Origin of the sequence: Paraburkholderia sp. Cy-641, from assembly GCF_011752945.1 — a bacterium.
GTDB lineage: Bacteria > Pseudomonadota > Gammaproteobacteria > Burkholderiales > Burkholderiaceae > Paraburkholderia.
Window position 1 is genome coordinate 1 of the sequence record NZ_VWWM01000138.1, and the last position, 1,072, is coordinate 1,072.

Genomic DNA, 1,072 nt, shown 5'->3' on the forward strand with positions numbered 1-1,072 from the left:
AGCCGTCGCCGGCGCTCACGGCAGCGATCGGCGAGCCGCCGCAGGAAAGCAGCGGCAGCGTTGCCGGCGCCCGCGGCGACAGCGACGGCCAGCTGCCGGTGATCGTCGCCGACCAGCGCACCAACTCCGTCGTGGTCCGCGACACGCCCGATCGCATGTCGCAGTACGGCACGCTGATCGACCGCCTCGACGTGAAGCCGCAGCTGATCGAGATCGAGGCGCACATCATCGAGATCGACGACAACGCGCTGCAGCAGCTCGGCGTCGACTGGACGCTGCACAACAGCCATGTCGACATCCAGACCGGCTCCGGCACGCTGGCGCAGAACACCTACAACGGCGGCACGATCACGCAGAACTTCGGCACCACGACGCTGCCGGGCAACGTCGCCGCGCTGGCGTCGCCGGCCGGCGCCTCGGTCGCGGCGGTGCTCGGCGACGCGGGCCGCTATCTGATGGCGCGCATCTCGGCGCTGCAGCAGACCAGCGCCGCGAAGATCGACGCGAGCCCGAAGGTCGTCACGCTGAACAACATCGAAGCGGTGATGGACAACCAGACGCAGTTCTTCGTGCCGGTCACGGGCTACACCTCGGGCGACCTGTACAGCATCTCGGCGGGCGTGTCGCTGCGCGTGCTGCCGATGGTCGTCGACGAGGACGGGCGCACGCGCATCAAGCTCGACGTCGCGATCCAGGACGGCCAGGTGAATACGCAGCAGCTCGTCGGCAACCTGCCGACCGTCACGAACAGCACGATCGACACGCAGGCGTTCATCGACGAAGGGCAGGCGCTCCTGATCGCGGGCTATCGCGCCTACGACGACTCGACCGGCGTCACCGGCGTGCCGGGGCTCTCGAAGATCCCGCTGATCGGCGCGCTGTTCCGCACTCACACGCGGCAGAACAGCCATATGGAGCGGCTGTTCCTGCTGACGCCGCGCGTGATTTCTCCGGGCGCGCCAGACGCGGGCGACGAGCAGGGGCCCGCGTGACGAGCCCCGGGCGCGCGCACGAGGACGAGGACGCCGCGCGCCTGCGCGCGATGCTCGATGCGCTGCCGTGCGGCGTCGTC

General features: G+C 69.8%; 1 protein-coding gene. It reads left to right on the forward strand.

What is annotated here, in order from left to right; genetic code table 11:
• Positions 1 to 992: type III secretion system outer membrane ring subunit SctC (sctC, locus tag F3J20_RS31700; protein WP_167285839.1), on the forward strand; the 992-nt coding region annotated here is incomplete at its 5' end.
• Positions 993 to 1,072: the final 80 nt, after the last annotated feature.